Below are 17,462 nucleotides of genomic sequence, written 5' to 3' on the forward strand. Positions count from 1 at the left end.
TGGAACGCTTCGACGCCGCACAGGCCCATCTCGCCCACGCCCTCGCCATCGACGCCGGCACCAGCGGCCGCGGACATCGGGTGCCGCAGCTCGACACCACCCGCGCCAACACCGGCAGCGCACGCACCTACGTCGAACTGCTCCAAGCCCTGTGGACACCATCGACGATCCACCCTGAAGTGGCCGAGCGCGTCCGCGGCCTCATGGCCCACAACCTGCTCCGGCACCGGCTCGCCCCGGACTTCAGCTCCGACGCCACCACCTGGTCCTCCAAGACCGGCACCCTCCTCAATCTCCGCCACGAGATCGGCGTCGTGGAGCACTCCGACGGTCAGGCCTTCGCCATTGCCGTCCTGACCGAGTCACTCGTTCCGGCCAGCACCCAGCCCGGCGCCGACGCCCTCATGGCACAGGTCGCCCGAAGACTGCGTGACCACCTTCGACAGTTCTAGCCTCGGGCTTCTTCATCAGCGACGCCGACCTCTCCCCAACGGGCAGCAGCTGTGAGAGTGCCTCGGAACGAGACGAGCCCGCCGCCCCTGGACCCAGTCCGACAAACCCCACGGCGACCCGTGGAGCCGCTTGCCGCTTCGCTGTGGCGGTTGCGGTCACGGCGGACTTGACCGCCCCGGGCACTACCGCACCGAGCGACCGCGCGCTGCCGGCCCGGCCTTCTGCTCACGGCGGGTAAGCAGCAGGAATGCGACACAACGGTGCTACGGCGCCCAGTAATTGCCCATCGTCCGATGCGCGGTTGGCCGGCCGTGCCTCTGATCGCCGCTGACGGCCAGCACCTGGGTCGGTGCGTTCATGGACACGTTCCTCGACCATGACACGGCGCACGTCGTCGACCTCGCTCACCGCACCGGTTACCACTGGGACGACGGCACGACGAGTTCGATGGCACCCAGCGCGTCAACGAGGGTTCCATCGGAGCCGGACGTCAGGCGGTCGCTGCAAACGCATCGATGCCGGTGAGCTCAGCTGAGAGCGCCCACAGTCGCGCAGCCTGCTCGGGATCGGAGGCGTAATCACGCACGCCGGCCAACGCGTCGTGGCCCGCGGCAGGCTCGGAGATGTCGCAGTCCTCGCAGTAGACGCCGCCCATATCCGCCAGCTGCGGGGAGGTTGCCGCCCACACCTGCGTTGCCGCACCTTGTTCAGGCGTCTTGAACGTGGGGTCGACCAGGTTGCCGTCCTCGTCGATCCAGCCGGCGGCGACCATCTCGTCGTCGGAGAGGTGGCGCTGCAGCGGGGTGAGGATCTTGCCAGGATGCACGGAAAACGTCCGCACTCCGGCGCCGCGGCCGAACGCGTCGAGGTGCACCGCGAAGAGTGCGTTGGCTGTTTTCGCCTGCGCGTAGGCCTCCACCTTGTCGTAGCCGTGCTCGAACTGCACGTCGTCCCAGTGGATGCCCGAGCGGTGGTGGCCGGCGGAGGAAACGGCGACGACGCGGGCCCCGCCACGCGCGATCGCCGGCCAGAGCAGGTTGACGAGCGCGTAGTGACCGAGATGGTTGATCGCGAACTGCGCCTCCCAACCGGGGCCGACCCGCGTTTCCGGGCAGGCCATGATCGCGGCGTTGTTGATGACGATGTCGGCGCTGCGCTCCGAAGCGACGAAGCGCTCGGCAAATCCCCGGACGCTCGACAGGTCGGCGAGGTCGAGTTCGTCGACCTCGACGTTGTCGATGCCGCTGACCGCTTCAAGAGCGGTCGCTCGCCGCCGGGCGGGAACGATGACGTGGGCACCGGCGCGGGCGAGCGCGCGTGTCGTCTCCAGGCCTATGCCTGAGTAGCCGCCAGTGACGATCGCGAGATCTCCGGAGAGGTCGATCCCGCGCAGGACATCGTCCGTGGTGCTTCGGGCACCGAAACCCGATCCGATCTTGTGCTGAGGTGTGCTCATGAACCGCACGCTACGAATTGGAGTGCGCTCTATGGCAAGGCGACAGGGCAAACCACTCAGTGGCCGCGGCGCCTCTGCCCACGGCTCTCCTCGGGTGACGGGAGGCTGAAGCGGTCGGGTCAGTCGTCTCCGGAGGTGCGCCCGCGCGAGGCTCTCGCGCAGTCCGGCCAGCCCTTCGATCTCGGCGTCAACGGCAGCGAGCCTGCGGCCGACAACCCGGAGGCGGGGGGCGCCGGGTTCGACAGAGCCACACCGCCCGGGACGGGGTTGGGACTGGTAGGCCCGCATGTTGAGGTGTCGCGTATTCATCGCCGACACGGCCGGAAGGTATCACCACTGTGTGCTTGCCGCTGTATCGCCCTCGGGTCCTTTGGGGGCGCCTGTTCATCGCTCCGGATCCGAGATGGCGTTGGGCCGTAGAAAGCGTTGGAGAATCAGGCGCAGGGTGGGGAGCTGATCGGCCGGGCTGAAAGATGGATCGGTGGCGGCGCTGGTGTAGAGAGCGGCGATGAGAGTCATGACCCATGCCGCGGTGTCGTCCGGGTCCAGGGCGGGGTCGATCCGGCCTGCTGCGGCGGCGTTCCGCAGCAGGGTGGTGATGGTGGACCGCTCCTCGTCGTTGTCACGGCTCAGCAGCGCTTCGAGATCGGGGTCGCGGTAAGACTGGATCATCGCCTCCATGACGAGGGCGGGCACCAGCGGCTCCGTGGAGGGGGCGGCGAGAAGGTCCACGGTGTCGAGGAGGGCGGTCCACGGGTCGTCAGCTGTGCGGGCGGCGGCGAGACGCTTGGCTTTGGTGGTGCCGTCGTGCTCGTCGTCCTCGAAGACGGCCTGGAAGATCGCGCGTTTGTTGGGGAAGTAGTGGAACAGGTTGCCCGCGCTCATGCCGGCGGCCTTGCAGATTTCTGCGGTGGTGGTGCGCTCGAAGCCTTTGGCGGCGAAGAGTTCGGCTGCGACGTTGACGATGTGCCGGCGCCGTGCGCGGTGTCTGGTCGGGTCGACTGTCCTCATCGTGGCCTCCTTCTGGTGGGCTCTCGGCTCCTCAGGTCTTCAATGACCAATAATAGACCGAGTACTCGGTCTATTATTAAGGGAACGGCAGGAGTGAGGGGGAACATGGGCATGCGCAAGAGACCCGAGCGGGATCCGCAGGGCGGCCGACTCACCGTGCTCGGCGAGCCGGCTTGGAGGACCGTGTGCGTCTATGTCGTTCTCGTGCTGGCGGGGGCGGGTGTCGGCTGGCTCGTCGGCTTCCTGGCGGACTGGCTCGTGACGCTGCCCTGGGCACCGCTGCAGGGACCGGCCCGGCTTGTTGCGTCAATCCCGGCTCCGGGGCTGCCCGCCGCGGGTTCGGTGGCAGGGCTGGCCCTCGGACTTGTCGCCCAGCACGAGCAGTTGGTGCTTCGACTGTCGAGTGATCGTGTTGTGCTCACACGCAAGGGCCGTGAGCAGGAGTTCTCGCACGACGTCATCGCCACAGTGTTCCGGGACGGCAAGCAACTCGTCCTGCTCGGCCACGAGGGTGGCGAACTCACTCGCCAGGAGTGCGACCTGGACGTCGGCCGCGTTGCCGACGCCTTCACCGAGCACGGCTATGTGTGGGCGGACGACGATCCGCACAAGGACGAGTTCCGCCGCTGGGTCCCGGATACTCCAGGCCTCCCGATGGGTGCGAACGCCATTCTCAAGGCCCGCCAGGAGTCGTTGGAAAAGAAGAGTCCCTCCGACGACGACGTTCGGGAACTCCGTGAGGAACTGGCCCGTCTCGGCGTCGTCGTGAGGGACGAGAAGCGACGTCAGTACTGGAGGAAGTTCCGGGAGGCAGGTCCAGCCGTGGAATGAATGGCGGTGAGCCTGGCTGGACCGTGTCCCTCGGTGAAGCCGAACCTGGTGTCACCGTGTGTGGACGCCGGGGCGTATCGGCTCCAGGTTCCGCCTGCTTCGGTGACCAGGCGGGTGGCCGTCTTGTCGTGGTAACCGAACGCCTTCGCGATGACGGGGGCCGGGCCTGGCATCCGAGGTGGCGGATCGTGGAAGCCTTGCCGCGCTGGGGTGGGATGCCGATCTCGCGTAGATGGTCTTGCGGGCTGGCAGGGTTCATCGGCTGCCCTGGCTGGCGGCCGGAGAAGAGCGCCTGTGAGCTTCTGCTGCTGGCGTAGGGCAGATGCTGGCGGGAGCGGACGTAGGCCCGCATCAGGTCGGCGACAGGGCCGGGAGTGGGGAGGGCGGGTCTCCCAGGCAGATGGTGACGGTGGTCCCGTCGTCGGTGGCGTCGTCGACCGTGAGGCGGCCGATACGGGTGATGGGTTGGGCGTAGAGGAGAACGAGCGCGGCTCGCAGCCCGGCTCCGCAGGGGCAATGAGCCGTCGTTGAGGGTCCGCCGGAGCATGGCGAGTCGCCCGTGCTGGTGCAGCGGCGTCTGGTGCCCGGTTGATGACCTGAGGCGGCAGCGTGAGGCGGGGGTCATCCGACCGGTCTTCATGCACCAGCGCAGGAACTTCTGCGACGGGCGCCGGGTGGCGAGCTTCTCGGTAGTGCCAGGCACGAACTCGCCCGCATGCGCCTGGGCCTGGCCTGCCGTGCGGACGACTCCCTCGCCCGACGCCGACCGCGTGACCTGCTCCGACCTCGCCGACCGCCGCTTCATCGACTTTCCCGAAGGATGGGGCAACCGCACCATCATCGACAGCATGTTCAGCAGTGCGGGCGCCGAGCGCATGGTGGCCCTGGAAGTCGTGGACATCGCCACCGCCCTGACCATGGTGCAGCAGCGCCTCGGGCTCGCCTTCGTCCCCGAAGGGGCGATCACCACCAGGCCTGGCCTCACCCGGGTCGACCTGGCCACCCCGCCCCCGCCGACCGGGCTCGGCCTCGCCGCCTCACGCAACCACCCGCCCTCCGAAGCGGCACTCGCCCTGCACGGCACACTGCTCGCCTCCCGGGCCGCACGTGACGTCGACGCACACGTTGACCACCGAAACCATCTGTGAGGCGTGGTCTGCGGCTTGCCCTGAGGGAAAGACAGTTGTCGGTGTCGTCGGTTCACTGTCGGACGCCCTCCGGAGGACCCACGGGCTGCCCCAGGTCACTCCGAAACGGGCTGGCCGGTAATCGACGTTGCGGACCGACCATACGCATGCGTAGGTTCAACTCCATACGGCAGCGTATGGGCGCCGAGGCGCCCTACGGAACATCGGAAACGGGGTTGATCGACCATGCGCAGGACCATCGCCACCCTTATCGGCAGCACGCTCGTCGCCGCCACCGCGACAGTGACCGGCGCGTCCGTCGCGTCGGCCGCTCCGCAAGCACCTGCCTGCGAGCGCGCCTTCGCGAGGGCGGCAGTGAAGGTGCGCGCAATCCCCACGACCCAGTCCCAGGTCCTAGGGACGTTCGGGCAAGGGGCTGCGCTCGGGTGCATCTGGAAGGCGGAGTCCGGCGGCGGAAAGGCCACCGCGTGCGGTGAGACTTCGCGTACCTGGCTGCAGATCACAGCGGGCAACGGGCGCAAGGGATGGGTCTTCGAGCCGTGCGTGCAGCACTGAGACGCATGAGCGGTGGGGGTCGCCAACTCCCGACCCCCGGCTGAAGGCGACGGCTGTCCACCGACACGGCTGGTGAGGGGGCGGAGTTCTGAGGCGCAACCGCCCTGAAGGCTCGCCGCCGCGGCGAGGGTTGCCGTGCAGACCATCGAGGCAGCCCTCGTCGGCCTTCCTGCCTGGACTTCCCGGCGTCGATGAGGAAGGCGGAGAAACGCCATCGACCCGTTGACCACCCGCGGACGGCCCAGCCTGGTCGGCCCGGACTGGTCGGCGCTGACGGTGCGGCCGGTGGCGGGCTGATCTCCTCATGGCCCGCTGCCGCACCGCACCGCCGGGTCGTCGGAGTGATCGGGGAGCCGACCTGCAGGAACCGGAGCGGATTACCGTCCGGTCGGTCACGGTGACCGCCCCGTGCCGGGCGAGGTCATGCGAATGCGGGCATGACCGTCTCGTGGATCAGGCGGAGTTGATGGTTCACGTCGGCCATGCCCTCGATGTCGCGGCCGGTGAAGGCCTTGACGAGGCTGCGGTCGGTGATGGCGCAGATCACGTGGTTGACTCCACTGGGGGCGATCTCGCGCCGGATCTTCTCCAGACACTCCTGCGGGGTGCCCGCGATGGAGAGGCGTTCGGCGATCTCGGGTGTGGTCAGCTCGATACCGCGGGCGAGGTCACCGGCGGCGATGGCGTCGATGATCGGCTTGAGTGCGGCGGGTTCCACTCCGTTGCGGCGTAACTGCTCCTCGGGCATCGACGAGGCGTAGATCCCGACCATGCTGCGTGCCGCGTCCTTGGCGGTCGCGGAGTCGGGACCGGTGGCGAAAACGACCCAGGCGCCGATGTCCAGTGACTGCCAGTCCTTGCCCGCCCGCTCGGCTCCGGCCCTGATGTGGTGTACGGCGTAGTCGTACGCCTCACGGGTGTAGCTCAGCGCGTGGTGGCAGCCGTCGGACAGTTCCCCCGCCGCCTGGAAGGACCTGGGGCCGCGCATCGCCCCGAGTTTGAGCGGCACACGAGCCTGGACCGGGCGGGCGAAGGTGAACAGCCCGCGGTAGGTGAAGAATTCGCCGTCGTGTGTGATGGTGCCGTCATCGAGCAGGGTGCGGACCACGTGCAGGGCCTCTTTGGTGCGGGACAGCGGCCGGGTACGAGCCCAGTCCATGCCGTACTGCGCCAGCAGCCCGAAGTTTCCGCTCGACAGGACCGCTTCCGCGCGCCCGTCGCACAGCTCGTCGAGGGTGGCCAGGGCCTGAGCGATCAAGGTGGGTTCGCGGAGGGTCACGGGGGACACGCTCGGACCCAGCCGGATCCGGCGGGTTTGGCCCGCGGCTGCGGCGAAGAGCAGCCACAGATCCTTGTGCCATGTCTCGTCGGCGGCATAACAAGCGTGGAAGCCGAGTTCGTCGGCGAGCCTGATGGAGGCCAGTGACTCCTGGAGCGGGTAGTCCGGGAGCAAGGCGTAGCTGAACTTCACGGGCGTCACCTTCCGAGTTGAACGGGGGCGGTACCGGTCGACGAGTCTGTGTCCTCCTGTGGGGGCCCCTACGAGGGTGTGCACAGGGGCCTCATCTGTCCAGGGTTCTCGGGCAGTTGAGCCTGGGGCCGCGTCCCGTCGGCGGAGGCGCGCCAGGCTGTCGGGGGGCCGGGATGAGACAAGGCCGCGCCGCCATCACCGTCACGATCAGCCGCCACACGTGGACGATGAGGAAGGGACCACCCCGTACGTCGCACGCGGGTTGAGTACATTTCAGCACGCTCCGCCGCAGGAGGAAGCAAGAATGCATCACGTGCGGGTGCGCCTGACGTGGCCCTGACCGCTCTCGAGTTCGCAGTGCCGGACAGGGTGAGCTGAAGGGGCTCGGCGAGAACGGGCGGGAGTGCGGGAGACGTAGGCGCCGGAAGACGTGGTGGCGTCCTGGACCTGGTAGAAGACAGCGACTGGGATCTGGTGGCCAGCAAGACCGGCACCACGCGGTTCGGCTTTCTCGCTGACCCTGAAGTTCTTCGAGCTGGAGGGCGGGTTCCCCGAGTTCCCCGAGTTCGTCGGGGAGATCCGCACGCCGCGGTGGACTTCGTGGCGGGCCTGGTGAAGGTGCCGGCGGGGGCGTTGGCGACGTTACGCGATGGCCAATTCGTCCTCGCGCAGTTGCTGCCACAGATAGGGGACCGGCTGGAACGGGATGTGCGGAAGGGGCTGGGCGGGTAGGACCCGTTCGGTGGCCACGGCGACTGGTACTGCTTGTGTCCCCCGAGCCCTACGCTGTCACCCTTCCTGGTGCTCGTGCCGCTGCGGCTGGTGTTCCTGTGGCGCTGTGACCTCACACACATCAGCGGAGTGCCGCGCGTACCCTATTCGCCGTCCGGGTGGATTCGCGTTCATCTCCAGGGACAGCGTTCGTCGGCCCATGCGGGCAGCAGCCGATGACCGTTGGGGCAAAGGGTGGGTGTGGCACAGGCCATGGAAGTGGGCCTTTGTGGCCACATCTGCAGCGAACCAGTTGTAAAACCCATCTGTACTACTAGGGTAGACCCAATATGGGGCCAGGCGTCGTGCCAGCAGGTGCGTGAAGGCAAGTGCGGAGGATAGTGGCGTCAGGACACTGTGTTTGCGCGGAACCACTGATCCAATTCCTGGAACCTGGAGAAGGCATGGAAAATTTCAAGATCTCTACTGCGGGTGCAGGAGAGATGGCCACATTCCGTGAGTGGGCTGACGATGAGCAGTGGAACCCGGGTGAGTCGGATATCCTCCCCTTTTGCGCAGCCGACCCGCAGGGCTTCTTCTTGGGCAAGTTGAACGGGGAGCCCGTAGCCTCGATCTCTGCCGTGCGCTACGGTGCCGACTTCGGATTCCTGGGCTTCTACATCACTCGCCCCTCGGTACGAGGCCAAGGCTACGGAATTCAGCTCTGGCGGGCGGCCATGGAGCACCTCGACGGCAGGAACGTGGGGCTCGACGGCGTCGTCGAACAGCAGGAGAACTATCGCAAGTCCGGCTTCCGCCGGGCCTGGAACCATGTGCGATTCCAAGGCGTGCCGACAGGGGACAAGGCTTCGGGCGACATCACCCTGGTCGACGGCCGTTCGATTCCCTTCAGTCAGCTGGCGGCCTACGACCGTCGGTTCTTTCCCGCGGATCGGGGCGCCTTCCTGTCACTCTGGGTGAGCCTGCCTGCACACAGGTCCCTCGCGGCCGTGCGTGATGGCGAATTGCAGGGACTCGCTGTGCTGCGCCCCGCCAAGACGGGTTCGCGAATCGGCCCGCTCTATGCGGCCTCCGAGGACGTTGCCCTCGCCTTGGTGAACGGGCTGTCGGCGACCACGCCAGGATTCCCGATAGTCATTGACGTGCCTGACGTCAACTCCGCGTCAGTCAAGCTCATGGAACGTCTTGGGCTCGAACCGACCTTTGAGTGTGCCCGTATGTACACGGGTCCCGACCCCGATGTCGATATGGCCGGTATTTTCGCCGCGACCACCATCGAGCTCGGATAGCAGACGTGCGGTCGGCCACCCGATACGGCCAGACTTTCGAGGGCGACCTTCTCAAGGTCGCCCGGTTCGACGGGCTCTCCCGCTGTCCTCGCTTCTGCAGCCGTGGCTGAAGTGGCCCGCACCCCTTGCCGCTATGGACGGGGACGAGCTCCCTCGAGACCTGACGGCGTACCGGTCGCCGGCGGCCAGGCGTGCGGCTTCCCGGATTGACGGGCACGCACACGAGTATCTCGTCGACGTGGCCGGCGTTTCTGGCTTGAACGGACTGAGCCCAGCGCTGCTGGCGGGTCAAGCGGTGTTGGGCCAGTCCTGGTAGGCGTTGTTCGAGGTCGTCGTCGCGGCGGGTGCCGCGTTCGATGCAGGAGAGATGACAGGGGCCAGACGCCGAAGTGGTTGGCGGCGGTGAGGGTGGCGTTCCTGTCCTGGCGGGCAGGTCTGAGGTCGGCGATGTCGGGGATCCCAGCACCACATCGAGCTTCTGACATCGTTTTACGTGCATGGTCCGTCGTCTATCGAGCCGTGAGCCCGCGAGTTCCGAACTTGCTCGTCAATCGGTCGTCGCCACGTGAACGCCAACGGTGAGGGTCAGGGCGGAACAACGACCGCCCGGTACCCCGTGTTCATGCTTTCTCTCTATAGCCGTCATGTCGAACCGATCAACGGCTGGCCCACACTGCCGAATTGAGACAAAGCATGGGTAGAATCGAGCCTTCGCATTACTACCGTGAGTTAGGGCACAGTGTGGTGGTTGCGTGTTCGACTACAGTGATCACGGTTGTGGCCGAGCATTATGCTCGGTTCCTGGTGGGTGCAATCGATTGCCTGGCCCTGCAATTCAGGGCTGCGGGAAGCGTCACCATCCGGGGCTCTTAAAGATATGCGGGGGATGATGAGCGGAAAAAGAGTGGGGCACACCTGTGCTCTGTGAATCTTTCTATGAGCGCCTGGACAAGGCGAAGTTCACCAGCAGTTTATCCACGGCGGGGCCATGGGGCCCGGAAATGCAGCATGCTGGGCCTCCCTCGGCGTTGCTGGCGATGCAGATGATGAATGCCTATCCGCGCGAGGGCTTGCACCCGGCGCGGGTGACGTTCGAGCTGCTCGGGCAGATTCCGGTGGCAGAGCTGACGGTTGAGACGTCCGTGCTGCATTCGACGAAGCGGACCGACCTGCTGTCGGGGACGCTACTGTGTGGCGGCAAGCCCGTGGCGCTGGCCCGGATGTGGAGATACCAGTCCGCGCCCTCTTCGCTTGCCTCCGTGCGGAAACCGGGTATCCGGCACCTGCCGCTGGCTCTCGAGGATTCCGTAGCGCCGGCGGAGCCTCTGGTGCTGGCCTACGACTATTCGGTCACGCCTGCAGTGCCGCTGGAGATGACGAACCATACGGATGGATACATGTCCGCCGTCGAATGGCGATTCGCCAGCGAGAAGCCCTTCGGGAGGTACGGGCCAGGGCAGGTGTGGGCCCGGCCGCGGATTCCGCTCGTGCTCGGCGAAATCGATACGCCCTTCGGTCGGCTGATGACGATAGCCGACAGCTGCTGGTCCATGGGGCGCCGGGTCGAGATGCCGAAACATCTGGCGATCAACACGGAAATTACCGTGCACTGCCACCGGCTGCCGGAGGGTGATTGGCTCCGCCTCGACGGCTCGACGGTGACGACGCCGGGCGGGGCGGGAGTGAGTCACTCGACGATGAGTGACCGCGAAGACGAGTGTGCCTACGTACTCCAGTCGATGTTTATCTCCTAGCGGTGACGTTCATGTGCCGAGAGAGGGAACACGCTATGCCCGCAGACAGCAGAGTTCGCAGCTTTTCCTTTTTCGTGATCCTGGTGAGTTTCGTGGCCATCATGGCGCACACCGCGATGCCCACCCCGATCTATGCGATCTACAGCAAGGAGTTCGGGCTCACCACGCTCCAGGTGACCGAGGTGTACGCGATCTACGCTTTAGGCGTGATCGCGGCGCTGGTGGCATTCAACTCCCTCTCCAACACCCTCGGCCGGCGGCCGCTGCTGATGATCGGGCTGATCTGCAGCGTCGCTTCCAACCTCGTCTTCCTCAATGCCAGTTCGATCGCCTACCTCTTCGCCGCCCGGCTGCTGACCGGACTCGCGGCGGGAGTGTTCATGGGAACCGCCACCGTCGCAGCAGTGGAGGTGGCGCCGCACAGATTCGCGAAGCATTCCGCCGTGTGGGCCACTGCGGCGAACATCCTCGGCCTGGGGCTCGGGCCTGTGATCGGGGGGCTCGGCACAAAGTTCCTCGACAAGCCGCAGGATGATCTTTTCCTCGGCCACCTTGCCCTGATAGCCGTCCTCGTTGTCCTCCTGCTGACGACCCGGGAGCCGCTGGGCAGGTCCGATCGCGTGCCGTTCTCCTGGAAGGAGCCGAAGCCGCCTTCCGAGAACCGGCTCACATACGCCGGGCTTACGATGATCGGTGTTTCCGGGATGGCCACGCTCGGCATGCTCGCGGGTCTGACTCCGCACTTCTTGAGCAGTTTCTATCCGGACGCGAGCGGTCTCGCCGCTGGGCTGGTCGTCGGCTGCGGCTTCGGCGGATCCGCGCTGGCGCAGTTCGCCTTCCGTCGGCTCACCATCACCCGCGGCCTGGCGGCCGGAGTCTGTGTGATGAGCCTGGGCCTGCTGGTTCTGATCGGCGCGATGGTCTTCGGCAGCGGAGTCCTGTACACCTCCGCGGCACTGCTCACCGGTCTTGGACAGGGCCTGTCGATCGCCCGGTCCGTTCAGGAGATCTCTCTGAAGACGTCCCTCTCCGAGCGGGTAAGCGCGGTAAATCTCTACTACGTGGCGCTCTACACAGGTGCAGCGGTGCCCGTCATCGCTCTGGCCTTTATCGAGAAATCTTTTGGCCTGACCACGGCCGGTTTCGCGTTCTGCCTCTTCGCGCTGGCATTCGCTGTCATCGGAGTCCTTCAGCTGGGCAGGGCCGGCATATGGCGCAAGGAGCCGGCTGTGGACCACCTGGAAGCCGTCAGGACCTGAGCCGCGGCCGGAGAGGCCCGCGCAGCCGGCGGCAGGTGACGGAATCCGTGCCCCACCAGGGCCGGTGCATCACCATACGGCGCATTGAAGCGCCGCAACACAACTTGGGAGAAACGCATGTCGCATGTGAAGAGTGCGGACCGCCTTCTTGGAGGCACCAGTGTTCTCGTGCAGCCCGGCCGTACGTTGGCATCGGAAGTATCCGACTGGTTCCGGCACGTCGGGCGGGAGAAGGTTCTGCGGCAGGAAATCGACCGGGAATTTCCGGCCGAGTACCTGTACTTTCTGAAGTCGACCGGGCTGCTGGAGCGGTCCCTGGTTCCGGAGTGGATCGGTACCCACGAGGACGGTTGGACGCCGTACCGCGTCACGGGGCTGAGTGAGCACCTGGCATTCCACAGCTTCACGCACTGGCTGATGTGGCACGTGAGTTCGCTGTCGGGCACCCCGGTGTGGATGTCGGAGAACGCCGCGGTTCAGAAGACGTACGCCGAGCAGTTCAAGGCTGGAATGGTTGGCTCGTTCGGCATGTCGGAGCGGGGGGCCGGAGCGGACTGGCGGCACACCGCCACCTCGGTAAAGCGTCTCGCCGAGCGCTACGTCGCCAGTGGCGGCAAGGACTACACCGGCAACGGCAACGTATCGAGCCTGATCACAACCTTCGCGCAGCGGGCGGACGGCGGCGACCGGGACTACATCCTCTTCCGCGCCGACTCGCGCAAGGCCGGATTCGAGCTGGTCGGCAATGTGGTCCCTGAGCAGATGTACGTCAGTGAATTCCGTCTGTCCCACTACGAGTTCGACGAGGACGACGTCATCTCGACAGGTCCCCAGGCGTTCGCCGACGCGGTCAACACCATCAACGTCGGCAAATTCAACCTGGCGACAGCGGCCACCGGGCTGGTTTCCCGTGCGCTGGTGGAGGCCTTCCACCACACCTCGAACCGCACCATATTCGGGCAGTCCGCCGCCTCGTTCGGCCAGAACCAGGACGCGCTGTGCCGGGCGACGCTGCGGCTCATCGGCATGAAGGCGTTCACCTCACGGTGCGTGGATCACATGCACGCGGCCGACGAGGGCGATGACCGCTACGTCATTCTGAACGCCGTCGCCAAGGCCAAGGTCACCCACGACGCCACCGATGTTCTCCACTCGCTGACTGACGTCATCTCGGCGAAGGGCTTCGAGAGGGATTCGGCATTCCGCCCGATCCTGAAATACGCCGAGTACCTGCCCCGCCTGGAGGGCACGAAGTACGTCAACCTGATGCAGGCGGTCCGCTCGGCCCCGGCCTTCTTCGACTTCGCGCGCAATACCCGGCAGGCACCGGACGCGGCCACCGACTCCACGGAGGCGCCGCGCTACCTGATGACACAGCGCAAGCTGGGCGGGCTGGAGAAGCTGTCCTTCAGCGACCACACCCCGTCGAAGGAAGCCCTGGAGCATCTGCCGTCCGTCGCGCTCTTCTTCACCGTGGTCGAGCGCCTGGGCAAGGCTCTCTTCAACCAGCCGCTGGACCAGAAGGACCAGCGCAAGGTGCAGGCCTTGGGCGAGATCTTCGCCATCGCGGTCTACGGCACCGTCGTCGGCGAGTACGCGCGGCAGCGGCCCGACGACGAGGTGTGGGAGTCGGTCTTCAGCCTGATCCTTGAGGACCTGGCCCTCACCCTCGTACGTACGAGGCAGGACCTGGCCGACCAGCGTGAGGTGGCAGACTCGATCCTCACCGCCGTCCAGTCCACCCACACCGAGTGGCCCGGGGACCGGATCATCGACCACCTCCAGGCAGCGGTCAACCGCTCGAGCGGCCTGCTCTGACGCGACGGGGGTGATCCGCTCCGGGCGGATCACCCCCGTCACACCCTCCACCATCTGGACCACACCGGGGATAGATCCATGCTGAACATCGCCATTATCGGCGCGGGCGTTGGCGGTCTCACCGCTGCCATAGCCCTGCGTGACAAGGGCCACCAAGTCAACGTCTACGAGCAGACCGCCGAACTGAAAGCCATCGGCGCGGGTTTCGGCGTCCTGCCCAACGCCATGCACCTGCTGGCCACCGTCGGCCTCGACGACGACATCAAGCGGATCGGCCACTCGGCCGGCGCCTCGATCGTCCGGGACCTGGACGGCAATAAGCTCCCCGTGGAGAACTGGCCGCAGAAGCCCAGCCCACTGGGCAGTACCTACGCTGTGCACCGCGGCGAATTCCAGCAGCTGCTCGTCTCCGAACTCCCCGCGGAAGTGGTGCACCTGGGCAAGCGGGCCGTCAGAGTCCACCAGCACGACGACCACGCCAGGATCGACTTTGCGGACGCTACGGGCGTCACGGCCGACCTGGTCATCGGTGCCGAAGGCATCCGCACCGTGGTCCAGGAAGCCGTCGGCGTGAAGGCCCCCGCCACCGGCGAGGGCGTCATGGCCTACCGAGCCCTCGTCCCGGTCGAGAAGCTCAGCTGGGCGCTGGAGGACCAGCGCCTCGCCATCTGGTTCGGGCCGCAGCGCACCTTCCTGTGCTACCTGGTCTCCTCCGGCAAGATCATGAACGTGGTCGGCTACGTCCCCAGCGACCGCGACGCGGCCGAATCCTGGTCCGCACCCGCCGAACTCGACGACCTGCGCGCCGAATTCGCGGGCTGGGAACCCCGCGTCCAGGAGACGATCAATGCGGCCGAATCCACCTTCAAGTGGGGAATCTTCGACCGGCCTCCCCTTCCCACCTGGTCCACGAGATCCATCACGCTGCTCGGCGACGCCGCTCACGCGATGGTCCCGCACCTGGGCCAGGGCGCGAACCAGGCCATGGAGGACGCCTTCGCGCTGGCGACCATCCTGGAAGGTGCGGACAAGGGCTCGCTCGCGCGACTTCTCAAGAGCTACGAGAGCGTGCGCATCGAGCGCACCTCACTCGTGCAGCGCGTCTCCCGGGAGGCCGGCCACCTCTACCGCGACTTCTCCAACGACGATTTGACGAAGAAGGCCGAGGCGATCTCGGACCTCATCGCCGCCAACCACATCGCGGGCTACGACGCGATCGCGGAGGCGAAGCGAGCCCTCGCCCAGCAGTAGGCGCTGGCAAGGCGGGACCCGGCGTGACCGGGCAGCAGTGAGCGGGCCTGGGGACTGGTAGGCCAGCCTGAGGCGTACGGGTCCCCGCGGCCCACGCCGACCGAGGCCCCTCACAGTTCGGACCGAGGACGTCCAGGCCGGCCGGCGCGGGCCGACCTGGACGTCATGATCAGACGAGGTCGAACCGGTCGAGGTTCATCACCTTGTTCCACGCCGCGACGAAGTCGTTCACGAACTTCTCCTTCGCGTCATCGCTCGCGTAGACCTCCGCGAGCGCGCGCAGCTCGGAGTTCGACCCGAAGAGGAGGTCGGCACGGCTGCCGGTCCACTTGACCTCGCCCGTGACGGCGTCGCGGCCCTCGAACGTGTGCGCGTCCTCGGACGTCGCCTTCCACGTCGTGCCCAGGTCGAGCAGGTTGACGAAGAAGTCGTTGGTCAGGGACCCGGGGGTCGTGGTGAAGACGCCGAGCGGGGACTGCTGGTAGTTCGCGTCCAGGACGCGGAGGCCACCGACGAGGGCTGTCAGCTCGGGGGCGCTCAGGGTCAGCAGGTTCGCCCGGTCGATCAGCAGGTACTCGGCCGGCAGTCGGTTGCCCTTCCCGAGGTAGTTGCGGAACCCGTCGGCGGTCGGCTCGAGCGCGGCGAACGACTCCATGTCGGTCTGCTCCTGCGACGCGTCCACGCGCCCCGGCGTGAAGGGGACCTCGACGTCGAAGCCGGCGTCCTTGGCGGCCTGCTCGACGGCCGCACCACCGGCGAGCACGATCAAGTCGGCGAGCGAGACCTGCTTGCCGCCGGTCTGGGCGGCGTTGAAGGTCTCCTGGATGCCCTCCAGGGTGCGCAGCACCGTCGCCAGCTGGTCGGGGTTGTTGACCTCCCACCCGCTCTGCGGCTGGAGGCGGATGCGCGCACCGTTGGCGCCGCCGCGCTTGTCACTGCCACGGAAGGAGGAGGCCGACGCCCACGCGGTGGACACCAGCTGGGACACCGACAGGTCCGAGGCGAGGATCCGGCCCTTGAGGGAGGCGACGTCCTGGGCGTCGATGAGCTCGTGCGTCCTCTCGGGGAGGGGGTCCTGCCACAGCAGCGTCTCGGCCGGAACCTCCGGGCCGAGGTAGCGCACGACCGGGCCCATGTCGCGGTGGGTCAGCTTGAACCACGCCCGGGCGAAGGCGTCCGCGAACTCGTCGGGGTTCTCGAGGAAGCGTCGCGAGATCTGCTCGTAGGCCGGGTCGAACCGGAGCGAGAGGTCGGTCGTCAGCATCGTCGGGGCGTGGCTCTTCGACGGGTCGTGGGCGTCGGGGACGGTGCCTGCCCCGGCGCCGTCCTTCGGCCTCCACTGGTGCGCGCCGGCGGGGCTCTTGAACAGCTCCCACTCGTAGCCGAACAGGATCTCGAAGAAGCTGTTGTCCCAGGTCACCGGGGTGTTCGTCCACGTACCCTCGAGGCCGCTGGTGATCGTGTCGCCGCCCTTGCCGGTGCCGAAGGAGTTCCTCCAGCCGAGGCCCTGCTCCTCGAGCGAGGCGGCCTCGGGGTCGGGGCCGACGTGATCCGCCGGGCCCGCGCCGTGGGTCTTGCCGAAGGTGTGGCCGCCCGCGATCAGGGCGACCGTCTCCTCGTCGTTCATCGCCATCCGACGGAACGTCTCACGGATGTCGCGGGCAGCGGCGAGCGGGTCCGGGTTGCCGTTGGGGCCCTCCGGGTTGACGTAGATGAGGCCCATCTGGACCGCGCCGAGGGGGTTCTCCAGCTCCCGGTCGCCGGTGTAGCGCTCGTCGCCGAGCCAGGTGGTCTCGGGACCCCAGTAGACGTCCTCGTCGGGCTCCCAGACGTCCGCACGACCGCCGCCGAAGCCGAAGGTCTTGAAGCCCATCGACTCCAGGGCGACGTTGCCGGCGAGGATCATGAGGTCGGCCCACGAGAGGCTCTGGCCGTACTTCTTCTTGACCGGCCACAGCAGACGGCGAGCCTTGTCCAGGTTCCCGTTGTCCGGCCAGCTGTTGAGGGGGGCGAAGCGCTGCTGGCCGGCCCCGCCGCCGCCGCGGCCGTCACTGATCCGGTAGGTGCCCGCGCTGTGCCACGCCATCCGGATCATGAACGGGCCGTAGTGCCCGAAGTCCGCGGGCCACCAGTCCTGCGAGGTCGTCAGCACCTCCGCGATGTCCCGCTTCACTGCCGGGAGGTCGAGGGTCTTGAACGCCTCGGCGTAGTCGAACTCCTCGCCGAGGGGGTTGGCCACGGCGGGGTTCTTGGCGAGGATCTTCAGGTTGAGCCGATCCGGCCACCACTGGCGGTTTCCGCCGCCCTGAGTCGGGTGCGGGGCGCGCCCGTGCGCGACCGGGCAGCCACCTCCGCCCTCCGTTTTTGCGTCTGTGACGATTGCATCATGGTTCTCAGACATGGGAATCCTTCCGGACCAGGCGGATCACGGTGC

Annotated in this window: 13 protein-coding genes; 9 read left to right on the forward strand and 4 right to left on the reverse strand. The window is 67.0% G+C overall.

The window, feature by feature from the left end:
- A partial coding sequence (locus tag ACTWQE_RS11500) for a serine hydrolase (protein WP_443328783.1) occupies positions 1-452 on the forward strand: 452 nt, incomplete at its 5' end.
- A 491-nt stretch (positions 453-943) separates the two neighbouring features.
- On the opposite strand, the gene ACTWQE_RS11505 is transcribed toward ACTWQE_RS11500, so the two are convergent.
- The gene (locus ACTWQE_RS11505) at positions 944-1,909 is read right to left on the reverse strand and encodes an SDR family NAD(P)-dependent oxidoreductase (RefSeq protein ID WP_443328784.1); all 966 of its coding nucleotides are present in this window, start codon (positions 1,907-1,909) and stop codon (positions 944-946) included.
- Between the two features lie 384 nt (positions 1,910-2,293).
- The gene (locus ACTWQE_RS11510) at positions 2,294-2,920 is read right to left on the reverse strand and encodes a TetR/AcrR family transcriptional regulator (protein WP_443328785.1); all 627 of its coding nucleotides are present in this window, start codon (positions 2,918-2,920) and stop codon (positions 2,294-2,296) included.
- Positions 2,921-3,031: 111 nt separating this feature from the next.
- On the opposite strand from ACTWQE_RS11510, the gene ACTWQE_RS11515 reads away from it, so the two are divergent.
- The 3 genes from ACTWQE_RS11515 to ACTWQE_RS11525 all read left to right on the forward strand — a co-directional run bounded on the left by ACTWQE_RS11515 (position 3,032) and on the right by ACTWQE_RS11525 (position 5,454).
- A complete protein-coding gene (locus tag ACTWQE_RS11515; RefSeq protein ID WP_443328786.1) occupies positions 3,032-3,751 on the forward strand; it encodes a YqeB family protein in 720 nt (239 codons plus the stop codon).
- A gap of 770 nt (positions 3,752-4,521) precedes the next feature.
- A complete protein-coding gene (locus ACTWQE_RS11520; RefSeq protein WP_443328787.1) occupies positions 4,522-4,899 on the forward strand; it encodes a LysR substrate-binding domain-containing protein in 378 nt (125 codons plus the stop codon).
- A 225-nt stretch (positions 4,900-5,124) separates the two neighbouring features.
- The gene (locus ACTWQE_RS11525; protein WP_443328788.1) at positions 5,125-5,454 is read left to right on the forward strand and encodes an SH3 domain-containing protein; all 330 of its coding nucleotides are present in this window, start codon (positions 5,125-5,127) and stop codon (positions 5,452-5,454) included.
- Between the two features lie 421 nt (positions 5,455-5,875).
- Here the strand turns inward: ACTWQE_RS11525 and ACTWQE_RS11530 are convergent, their stop codons facing one another.
- Positions 5,876-6,925 carry an LLM class flavin-dependent oxidoreductase gene (locus ACTWQE_RS11530; RefSeq protein WP_443328789.1) on the reverse strand — a complete coding sequence of 350 codons (1,050 nt, stop codon included), beginning with the start codon at positions 6,923-6,925 and terminating at the stop codon, positions 5,876-5,878.
- A gap of 1,175 nt (positions 6,926-8,100) precedes the next feature.
- Here ACTWQE_RS11530 and ACTWQE_RS11535 point away from each other — a divergent pair.
- The 5 genes from ACTWQE_RS11535 (at position 8,101) to ACTWQE_RS11555 (ending at position 15,028) form a co-directional block, all read left to right on the forward strand.
- Entirely contained in the window at positions 8,101-8,946 is an 846-nt protein-coding gene (locus tag ACTWQE_RS11535) for a GNAT family N-acetyltransferase (protein ID WP_443328790.1), read from the forward strand.
- A gap of 917 nt (positions 8,947-9,863) precedes the next feature.
- A complete protein-coding gene (locus ACTWQE_RS11540) occupies positions 9,864-10,700 on the forward strand; it encodes a thioesterase family protein (protein ID WP_443328791.1) in 837 nt (278 codons plus the stop codon).
- Between the two features lie 35 nt (positions 10,701-10,735).
- The gene (locus ACTWQE_RS11545; RefSeq protein ID WP_443328792.1) at positions 10,736-11,959 is read left to right on the forward strand and encodes an MFS transporter; all 1,224 of its coding nucleotides are present in this window, start codon (positions 10,736-10,738) and stop codon (positions 11,957-11,959) included.
- A gap of 117 nt (positions 11,960-12,076) precedes the next feature.
- Entirely contained in the window at positions 12,077-13,777 is a 1,701-nt protein-coding gene (locus ACTWQE_RS11550; RefSeq protein ID WP_443328793.1) for an acyl-CoA dehydrogenase family protein, read from the forward strand.
- A 78-nt stretch (positions 13,778-13,855) separates the two neighbouring features.
- Entirely contained in the window at positions 13,856-15,028 is a 1,173-nt protein-coding gene (locus tag ACTWQE_RS11555) for an FAD-dependent monooxygenase (protein ID WP_443328794.1), read from the forward strand.
- A 169-nt stretch (positions 15,029-15,197) separates the two neighbouring features.
- Here the strand turns inward: ACTWQE_RS11555 and katG are convergent, their stop codons facing one another.
- On the reverse strand, positions 15,198-17,429 hold the full coding sequence (gene katG / locus ACTWQE_RS11560; RefSeq protein ID WP_443328795.1) for a catalase/peroxidase HPI: 2,232 nt from the start codon (positions 17,427-17,429) through the stop codon (positions 15,198-15,200).
- Positions 17,430-17,462: the final 33 nt, after the last annotated feature.

It is taken from the genome of Streptomyces sp. 8N706, assembly GCF_052245415.1.
Lineage (GTDB): Bacteria > Actinomycetota > Actinomycetes > Streptomycetales > Streptomycetaceae > Streptomyces.

Bases quoted from the DNA above. Each gene is read 5' to 3' on its own strand.
- katG (WP_443328795.1), bottom strand. From the start codon at position 17,429: ATGTCTGAGAACCATGATGCAATCGTCACAGACGCAAAAACGGAGGGC.
- ACTWQE_RS11545 (WP_443328792.1), top strand. From the start codon at position 10,736: ATGCCCGCAGACAGCAGAGTTCGCAGCTTTTCCTTTTTCGTGATCCTG.
- ACTWQE_RS11505 (WP_443328784.1), bottom strand. From the start codon at position 1,909: ATGAGCACACCTCAGCACAAGATCGGATCGGGTTTCGGTGCCCGAAGC.
- ACTWQE_RS11535 (WP_443328790.1), top strand. From the start codon at position 8,101: ATGGAAAATTTCAAGATCTCTACTGCGGGTGCAGGAGAGATGGCCACA.
- ACTWQE_RS11525 (WP_443328788.1), top strand. From the start codon at position 5,125: ATGCGCAGGACCATCGCCACCCTTATCGGCAGCACGCTCGTCGCCGCC.
- ACTWQE_RS11550 (WP_443328793.1), top strand. From the start codon at position 12,077: ATGTCGCATGTGAAGAGTGCGGACCGCCTTCTTGGAGGCACCAGTGTT.
- ACTWQE_RS11555 (WP_443328794.1), top strand. From the start codon at position 13,856: ATGCTGAACATCGCCATTATCGGCGCGGGCGTTGGCGGTCTCACCGCT.
- ACTWQE_RS11515 (WP_443328786.1), top strand. From the start codon at position 3,032: ATGCGCAAGAGACCCGAGCGGGATCCGCAGGGCGGCCGACTCACCGTG.
- ACTWQE_RS11510 (WP_443328785.1), bottom strand. From the start codon at position 2,920: ATGAGGACAGTCGACCCGACCAGACACCGCGCACGGCGCCGGCACATC.